General features: G+C 36.5%; 12 protein-coding genes and 1 pseudogene. 8 read left to right on the top strand and 5 right to left on the bottom strand.

Annotation, left to right across the window (positions count from 1 at the left end):
* The 5 genes from FTU44_RS15340 to FTU44_RS14660 form a co-directional block, all read left to right on the top strand.
* A partial coding sequence (locus tag FTU44_RS15340) for a S1 family peptidase (RefSeq protein ID WP_373683432.1) occupies positions 1–983 on the top strand: 983 nt, incomplete at its 5' end.
* A gap of 2 nt (positions 984–985) precedes the next feature.
* Entirely contained in the window at positions 986–1,486 is a 501-nt protein-coding gene (locus FTU44_RS14645) for an META domain-containing protein (protein WP_074163995.1), read from the top strand.
* A 466-nt stretch (positions 1,487–1,952) separates the two neighbouring features.
* Positions 1,953–2,240, top strand: a complete 288-nt coding sequence (locus FTU44_RS14650) for a BrnT family toxin (protein ID WP_005244624.1) — start codon at positions 1,953–1,955, stop codon at positions 2,238–2,240.
* Positions 2,227–2,541, top strand: a complete 315-nt coding sequence (locus FTU44_RS14655; RefSeq protein WP_179990996.1) for a BrnA antitoxin family protein — start codon at positions 2,227–2,229, stop codon at positions 2,539–2,541. The genes FTU44_RS14650 and FTU44_RS14655 overlap by 14 nt, the downstream gene beginning before the upstream one ends.
* Before the next feature lie 84 nt (positions 2,542–2,625).
* The gene (locus FTU44_RS14660; protein WP_163168972.1) at positions 2,626–2,892 is read left to right on the top strand and encodes an immunity protein Tsi6 family protein; all 267 of its coding nucleotides are present in this window, start codon (positions 2,626–2,628) and stop codon (positions 2,890–2,892) included.
* 72 nt (positions 2,893–2,964) lie between these two features.
* Here the strand turns inward: FTU44_RS14660 and FTU44_RS14665 are convergent, their stop codons facing one another.
* The 4 genes from FTU44_RS14665 to FTU44_RS14680 form a co-directional block, all read right to left on the bottom strand.
* Entirely contained in the window at positions 2,965–3,363 is a 399-nt protein-coding gene (locus tag FTU44_RS14665; RefSeq protein ID WP_120402731.1) for an Imm63 family immunity protein, read from the bottom strand.
* Positions 3,364–3,452: 89 nt separating this feature from the next.
* A complete protein-coding gene (locus FTU44_RS14670; RefSeq protein ID WP_086266486.1) occupies positions 3,453–3,746 on the bottom strand; it encodes a type II toxin-antitoxin system RelE/ParE family toxin in 294 nt (97 codons plus the stop codon).
* On the bottom strand, positions 3,736–3,981 hold the full coding sequence (locus FTU44_RS14675; RefSeq protein ID WP_179991036.1) for a type II toxin-antitoxin system RelB/DinJ family antitoxin: 246 nt from the start codon (positions 3,979–3,981) through the stop codon (positions 3,736–3,738). The genes FTU44_RS14670 and FTU44_RS14675 overlap by 11 nt, the downstream gene beginning before the upstream one ends.
* A gap of 77 nt (positions 3,982–4,058) precedes the next feature.
* Positions 4,059–5,036, bottom strand: coding sequence for a GlxA family transcriptional regulator (locus FTU44_RS14680; RefSeq protein WP_044109732.1), 978 nt, complete (start codon positions 5,034–5,036; stop codon positions 4,059–4,061).
* A 132-nt stretch (positions 5,037–5,168) separates the two neighbouring features.
* On the opposite strand from FTU44_RS14680, the gene FTU44_RS14685 reads away from it, so the two are divergent.
* The 3 genes from FTU44_RS14685 (at position 5,169) to FTU44_RS14695 (ending at position 7,824) form a co-directional block, all read left to right on the top strand.
* A complete protein-coding gene (locus FTU44_RS14685; RefSeq protein ID WP_180051265.1) occupies positions 5,169–6,053 on the top strand; it encodes an MBL fold metallo-hydrolase in 885 nt (294 codons plus the stop codon).
* A gap of 84 nt (positions 6,054–6,137) precedes the next feature.
* The gene (locus FTU44_RS14690; RefSeq protein WP_180000241.1) at positions 6,138–6,680 is read left to right on the top strand and encodes a cysteine hydrolase family protein; all 543 of its coding nucleotides are present in this window, start codon (positions 6,138–6,140) and stop codon (positions 6,678–6,680) included.
* 442 nt (positions 6,681–7,122) lie between these two features.
* Positions 7,123–7,824 carry a VIT family protein gene (locus FTU44_RS14695; protein ID WP_180041055.1) on the top strand — a complete coding sequence of 234 codons (702 nt, stop codon included), beginning with the start codon at positions 7,123–7,125 and terminating at the stop codon, positions 7,822–7,824.
* Positions 7,825–8,371: 547 nt separating this feature from the next.
* On the opposite strand, the pseudogene FTU44_RS14700 reads toward FTU44_RS14695, so the two are convergent.
* Positions 8,372–8,446 (bottom strand): annotated as a pseudogene (locus FTU44_RS14700) (IS6 family transposase); the annotation flags it as partial.

The following is an 8,446-nucleotide window of genomic DNA, read 5'->3' on the forward strand; positions in this document are numbered from 1 at the left end:
TACCAGCGTACGGCCCACAGAATGATGTCACGCTGAAAATGCCGGCCTTTGAATGGGTTCATGTGCAGCTCCATCAGCAAAAGGGGATGATAAGTTTATCACCACCGACTATTTGCAACAGTGCCGAAAATAGCATTGATTTAGAGCTTTATGATCCAAAGCATACTGCAACCAACCAAACACAGGGTTTGAAATTACTGAGCAGTGAAAAACCTAGAACATTAACCAATGTCCCACTTAAAGTAACGACCACTAATATTCCATTAAGACATAGTGCCGCAGTAAGGGCAGCAGAAACCATGCTGATGGCGGATAGTACAACTTCAACCACTTTTTATAATTGTACAACAGGTTTTAATGTGAAAAACGCTGCGGGTACAAAATTTGCGACCACAGCGGCTCACTGTAAGAATTACAAAATTACTGTAGATGACCGCAAGACAACTGGCAATGATAATATTGCACTAACCTTTGTGGGAGACTTCTGGAATGGTAGTCAGGATTTCCAAACCATGAGTTTAGTATCATCTACACATACCTTGAACCCAGAATTTTTCGCCAGTGACAATGTGGTCAAAACTCTAACTGGTCGACGTACACAAGGTAACACACCTGTTGGTACGTATGTCTGTCATTATGGAATGAAAACTGGTTATAGTTGTGGTACGGTTCAGTCGACCGCATTTAAAGCATTTGGTACTGACAATAAATGTGGACCATCAGGGGCAGGTGTGTGTAATGCAACATGGGTAAAAGTTTCAGGTCCAACGTTGGATTGTTGGGGTGGCGATAGTGGTGGTCCAATCTTTATTGGAAGTGTGGCGGCAGGGTTATTATCTACTGCAACTTATCAAGGCACATGGAGTTCTTCCATGAAAGGTCAGGGGTATTGCGGAGGTGCCGCCAAACCTAATGGATATATGACCTATATGTCTACTGATGAACTCTATAAAGAGGGTTACTCATTATTATACGGACAATAACGATGACTAGAATATTTATACTGATGTTCGTCGTTGGACTTTTGAGCGCTTGTCATAAGCCTTCATCAGCCGATCAGTCCAAGATACAAGAATTACAAGTGATGTCCTTTAGTGAGCAGACCTTGGCGCAATTTTCTTGGGAATTAATCGAGGCAACAAATGCTAATAGTGAACGTATAGATTCATTATTTCTGGCTTCAAAACCTGACCAACCTATCACGCTAAAATTTGCAGAAAAGATGCTGTATATTGGGAATTTGTTTTGTAATATAAATTCGATTGGTATTCATTTTAAGGGCAATCATTTATATGCTGAACAACCAATTGTTGCCACAATGATGGGCTGTCCTGATGATATCAACTTACGTGAAAGTACGATGATAGATATTCTGGTGAATGCTCCCACATTATATCTTCAATCTCGTAAGGGGCAGGCACAACTGCTTATAGAAACACAAAAAAAAGAGAAATTGATTTTTAAAGGTGTTCAAGTCAACAAGTAGTCTAAATTCTTGCAGTACACTGATGAAAATCATAAGGTAAAGTTAGATATGAGGAAGCCCAATCATTTAGTTGGGCTTCTTTGTTTAAATATAATTTTAAGAGCCGGTAACTTATTTTCTGTAAGTTCCCTTTTACTATTTTTCTTTTGAGTATTTTATTAATCTAATTCTTTTACGCACTCAATAAGTATTACCACTATACCAACTCTTAGAAAGAGCTTTGAATTCCCTATTTAACATAATGGTGGTTATACGCAATACATTTGTATATTAATATAAATATCAGATACTTAATAAAACAAGAAAAATCCAAAAATGCCCAAAAAACCGATTTTGAAACAAGTCGGCTTTTTTATGAGCGATTTTGATAGTTTTTGCCAATAATTTTGACTAAAAATTACGCTTCTCAACTTGAGTGATATAATTTTGTGATACATTATTGTATATACAAATTTGAATGTTTTTTATGAAACAGTATTTCGAATGGGATGAGGCAAAGAATCGAAAGAATCAGAAAAAGCACGATGTCTCTTTCGAAACGGCAAGCCTTGTTTTTGATGATCCACTGAGGATCTCAATTCAGGACAGACATACCGATGGTGAAGAACGTTGGCAGACCATTGGGAAAGTAAAAGGCGTACTAATGCTCTTAGTAGCTCACACCATCTTTGATGAAGATGACTGTGAAATCATACGAATCATTAGTGCAAGACAGGTAACTAAAGCAGAGCGAGATAAATATGAGCATGGTTAGATACTCACGCAAAGAGCTGAATGAAAAATTCAGCGACAAGCAAGATGCTGAAATTGAACACTTGCTTGCTAAGGGAACAGTTCCTGACGATAAGCTAGATCTATCAGATATTCCTGAAGTTGCCGACTGGAGTAATGCTGTACGCCAAAATCAATTTTACCGCCCAGTGAAGCAACAGACTTCCATTCGTTTAGATGCTGATGTACTTGCTTGGTTCAAAGCACAAGGGAAAGGTTATCAAACACGTATGAATGAAATCTTACGGGATGCTATGCTAAAAGAATTAAAAAATCATCAATAAAAATGGGAGCTTAGGCTCCCATTTTTGACTGCGTATAAGGTGTATTATGTTAATTTTAGAAATATTTAATTATTAATAGTGACTATGAAAAGGATTGAATTATTTAAAGTTGCCTTAGAGCATTGTGAAAATTTATCTCAAAAATTTCCAGATTTAGAGGTTACATCATCGATTAGGAAGCAACTTAAATATCTTATTTCTTGTGAAAATACGGGTGACATAGATAAATCAAAATTAGAGTCAATTATTATTGGTGTTCAAACAGCTAGAGAAATAGAGCCTTTAGATCAAGAAACTTCTGAATTTTTTTATCAAGTAGCTAATGAAGTCAGAATAATGTTACTTGAATAGATATTTAACATAATGGCTGTTATGCGAAATTCCATAGATATTTTAATTCTCTTGAAAATAAATATTTATAAATCAAACATCTCTAAAAGGAGCTGTTTCCAATACTTTTTTTATCTCATTTTCTTTTTTTACTTTCCATTGATCACTGATTAAACCAAAAAGTTCAATTTGTTTTGAAAAAGCGAGTCGACGGGAATCTTGTCCTCTAGTTCTATTCTTAAGTTCAAACTCAAACGAATAGCTAGATATAAAATTATCCATTATCCAATAAAGCAACTCTTCAAAATCCTTAGTTGTTTTTTCAAAAAAAACTTCTCCTCTTTCTTCAGAAATATACCAATATTTATTTTCATGGATTAATACATATGGAGCTCCATCATTCTGAACTGCGGGCCAAACTCTTTTTTTTTCCAGCCCAATTTTTTCACAAATTTGATCAACCTTACGTTGAATTTCTAAAAATGTAAGCATTATTCTTTGATTCTCAAAATGTTCTTAATATCTATTTAACATAAAATCTCTTATACGAAGTCAAAAATGGGAGCTTATAGCTCCCATTTTTAATCTTTAATGCGTTTCTTCGCTTCGTCATAAACTATGCTGTCAGCTCGTTTCCCAACGGTGATGAGCAAGATGACTACTTGATCATCTTTGACTTGATAAACTAATCTGACTCCAGCCTTTAATAATTTAATTTTATAGCAGCCTGCAAGATCACCTCTGAGGATATTCTTGGGAATATGTGGCTGCTCTATGACCTTAGCGAGTTTCTTCTTAAATTGATCTCTGATAGTACTGGGAAGTTTTTCCCATTCAGCTGTGAAGTCCTTATGACGTAAAAGCTTATAAGTCATCTAAAGTAATTTCCTCGAACATTTCTTTAGGGTCATTAATTCGCTTACGTACAGTCGCTAATAATTCAGCATCTTCTTCTGAGAGCAATGCTTTTTGAACAGGTAGTTTTCCTGTAGTTGCAATATACTCAAGTATGTTGGTGAAGAATTCAGTTGGTGCAATACCTTGTTCTTTAAGGATGGAATAGGATTTTTCTTTAAGGGCTTCATCGACCCTGAAGTTAACAGTAGCCATCATATCTCCCAGTTATTTAATGTACTAGGAGTACTGTAATGCAAATTGCATTACAAGTCGACTTCGTATAACCGCCATTATGTTAAATGGGGCGGATTATTCTCATTAATGATCCCAAAAGCTTTTCTCCATGCCTGAGGGCTGGTGCCATATTTTTCACGGAAATTCTTTCTAAATGACACAGTATTATTAAAACCTGAAAGCTCGGTTATCTTTTCGATAGACAAGTTTGTCGCTTCTAAAAGTTCACAACTTAATCTGATTCTTTCAGTATTCAGCCAATCGACTAAGGTCATACCTGTCGCTTTCTTAAAGTGCCGTGTGAACGTCCTGCGTGTCATATGTGTCCGTTCAGCGAGGCTTTCAATATTATGTTGTAAGGCTAAATTCTTTCTTAAAAAATCAAGTAATAGGTTAATTTGTGCATCTTGGCTCGATTCTGCGACTGGCTGTTCAATAAACTGAGTTTGCCCACCTTCACGGTGAGGCGGGATCACCATTACTCTAGCAACTTTATTCGCAATTCGTGCATTATAGATTTCACGTACCAAGTACAAGCAGCAGTCTAACGCTGCGCCTGTTCCAGCAGAGGTTACGATCCTTTGGTCTTCTACATACAGGGCGTCATTATCAAGTTGAACCTGTGGAAATCGTTCACTAAAATCCTGTTCAGCCATCCAGTGCGTAGCTGCTTTTTTATGGTCAAGCAGCCCTGCATATGCCAATGCATAAGTTCCGTAGCATAACCCTACAATTCTAATTCCAGCTTGATATGCACAATTTAGGGCATCGATAAGTACTTTTTCAGGTTTGTGATTAAAATCATCCCATCCAGGAATAATAATAAGATCCAATTGTTTAATAAGTTCGATCCCCCCATCAGGGATAATCATCATAGACTGTTCTGTTTTTACGGGTTGGCCATCTATAGAAAAAATTCTCAGATCAAATAAGCGTTTATCTTCAATCTTGATATTGAAAATGATATGGGGGATAGAGAAGTGAAATGGATTTATATTGGGATATACGAACAATCCAATCACTGGTATAGCCATTCAATCTACCTCTCTAAAATAATAAATATAGCATGTTGTCCCAATAGTTTCGATGATTGTCCTTAAGGACAATTTTATTGCTTAATTTTTCCTATCATGATTCGAGTATGACTAAATGATTGGATCTGGAACATGAATAAAATTTTAAGTAGCTCTGTTATTGCACTCTCTCTGGCAATGGCTTCAGTCCATTTATATGCGAATGATAAGGTGGTTCAGCGAGATACTTCTAAAGTTACGCATATACAAGAAATTCGCAATGCAACGATTAAAGTAACCTATGCTGATACGACTTTTTTAATTGACCCAATGTTTGCTAAAAAAGGATTCTATGAAGGTTTTCCTGATACTCATCGTAGCTATTTACGGAACCCATTAGTCGATTTGCCTATCAAGCCCGAAACGATTTTAGAAGGTGTAGATGCGGTAATCGTGACCCATACCCATCTAGATCATTGGGATGATGCAGCACAAGCGACTATTCCGAAAAACATGCCGTTGTTTGTACAGAATAAAGAAGACCAGAAAATCATTCAGTCACAAGGCTTCAAAGATGTTCGTGTATTAACTCAAGCGACCTTTGAAGGGATTAAGCTCACTAAAACTGGTGGTCAACACGGTACTGATGCCATGTACCGTATTCCTAAGCTTAAAGCTGGATTAGGTGAAGCAATGGGTGTGGTATTTGAAGCTGCTGGCCATGAAACTGTTTATGTGGCAGGAGATACCATCTGGCGTTCTGAAGTTGATCAAGCGATTCAAACATTTAAACCTGATGTGATTGTCTTGAATACAGGTAACGCCTTGGTTGATGGCTTTAAAGAATCCATTATTATGGGTAAAGAAGATACTTATCGCGCAACTCAGAAAGCACCAAATGCCAAAGTTATTGCTGTTCACATGGATGCCATTAACCACATGTCGGTAACACGTGCTCAGCTTGCAGAATATGTAAAAGACAAAGGAATTCAAGATAAGGTTTTAATTCCTATCGATGGTGAAACACTTTCTTTCTAAAGTAACTTAAAGAAATGGAATACTTCCACTTCTTTAAAAACCTAAGTAGAACAAAACAAATATTAGTTAAGTAAAGGAACAGATATGTCAAAATCAGCTTTATTAGTTATCGACTTACAAAATGAATATCTACCTACAGGTAAATTACCCTTAGTAAATATTGAACAAGCTGCTGCTAATGCAGTGAAAGTAATTGCGAAGGCCCGTCAACAGGGTACACAAGTTATTCATGTCCAACATATTGCTAATGCTGAATCTCCTATATTTGAACCCAACTCAAATGGTATTGAATTTCAGGACACAGTTAAGCCGCAAGAAGATGAATCTGTGATCATTAAAAATCACATCAATGCGTTCTTAAACACGAATCTCAAAGAAATTTTAGATAGCAATCAAGTGACTGAGTTAGTCGTGATTGGTGCTATGAGCCATATGTGTGTCGATGCGGCTGTTCGTGATGCTTCTGATTTTGGTTATAAGGTAAAAGTTATTCATGACGCTTGTGCAACACTAGACCTGGAATTTAATGGCGTTAAAGTACCTGCTGGTCATGTCCATGCAACATTAATGGCCGCTTTTGAATTTGCATATGCTCAAGTGATATCAACTGAAGATTATGTTAGCTAACGATTAAGATTTTCTAAAATTAACATAATACACATCTTACAAAATGCTTAAATTTTTCCTTTTAGCATCAATATCTTAGTCAAAACCGTTCTAGGGTTCAGCGAACTAGAACGGTTTTTTCATGATTATTCATGTTCCATGCCTATTATTCAATCAAAGCTCCATGATCTTGATTAGATATTCTAATAATTCAATTCATCTTAGTAAAAACCGAGCGAGTGTCTACGAGCGATTGAGCACCATTAAAATTTCGCCATTTCCCTGATTACAAACTTTCTTGTGCTTAATAACGAAAGATACAGAGCATCCCGAATGGGTGCGAACTGTATTAGTTAAACCCTATGCATCAGTAGTGACTTATATTCTCTATTGTCTAGCTCAATTAAGGTTTATAGATAAAATATTTACTATAATCATTCTGATAACAGCAAGGGACTATATTGTGCGCCATTCTTATCATATCGAAAAACATTATATTGAACGGTCAGGGTGGCTACGTGCGGCTGTACTAGGAGCTAATGATGGGATTATTTCTGTAACAAGCCTAGTAGTCGGAATAGCAGCCAGTGGTGCTTCTTCTCAAACATTATTAGTAACATGTGTTGCGGGATTAATTTCTGGGGCGGCTTCAATGGCTGCAGGTGAATATATTTCCGTTAAATCACAACAAGATATTGAACAAAATGATCTGAAAATGGAGGCACGTGAGTTAAAACTCCATCCTGAACATGAACTGCAAGAACTAAAAAATATTTATATACAACGTGGTTTAGAACCAACTTTAGCTGAAGATGTCGCTAAAAAACTAACTATGCATAATGCTTTAGATGCACATGCTCGTGATGAAATTGGCATTTCAGTTCATACCTCTGCCAAGCCATTTCTAGCGGCATCTTCTTCAGCCCTCGCATTTTCTGTAGGTTCATTATTTCCTTTAATTTCAATGATGCTTCTGCCTGAACAATATTTAGATAAAGGTGTCATGCTGATTGGAGTTTTAACTCTCGGAATTATGGGAGCATTGGCGAGTTATGCTGGCGGTGTAAGTATCTGGAGAGGTTCTGTTCGGGTTATGATTTGGGGAATTGTCGCAATGTTATTCAGTGCTTGGATCGGATCACTATTTAATGTTGCTGTGACCTAATATACTTTGTGTATCTGATCACAATATTTTAATCCAATAAATTATTATAGGTTTTGAGTAGTTATTATTCATGAGTTCTCCTAACTTTTAGATACTTATATTACATATGATCTAACCTGATTAGAGGTCAAAACTAAGATACTCAATCATCTGCTTCAAAGATTTTTAAAATTAACATAATACACCTTATACGAAACGTGTTATAATTTACCTTAGAAATCAATGCTGTAGTTTCTAGTTTATAGCCCAATCACACCCGATTGGGCTTTTTTTATGATTTTTCATGTTTCACGCCTATTCTTTGACCAATGTTTCACGACTTTGTTCATATTAGTTAAACAATCGTGGTTAATCATAGGGGCTAAAAAAACAGCTCCAAAAGCCGAGGTATTAACAGCCTTCAATGCAGATGCAGAAATAGCTTTCGATCTTCAGCCGTACAAGTATCAGTGTTGAAAAAGAAAATTACGGAACTCACTGCTGCATAAAATATTCGGCACTGTTGCAAATAGAGATTTGAGTCGATGATGTTCCCTTTAAAAAGTACTTAGAGACCGAAAACCCTGTTGATTAGACACACTTCACCCTGAGGCTGACCATAATAAAATGACGATGCTTGTCC

It is taken from the genome of Acinetobacter sp. YH12105, from assembly GCF_013419095.1.
In the GTDB taxonomy this organism is placed as follows: domain Bacteria; phylum Pseudomonadota; class Gammaproteobacteria; order Pseudomonadales; family Moraxellaceae; genus Acinetobacter; species Acinetobacter pseudolwoffii.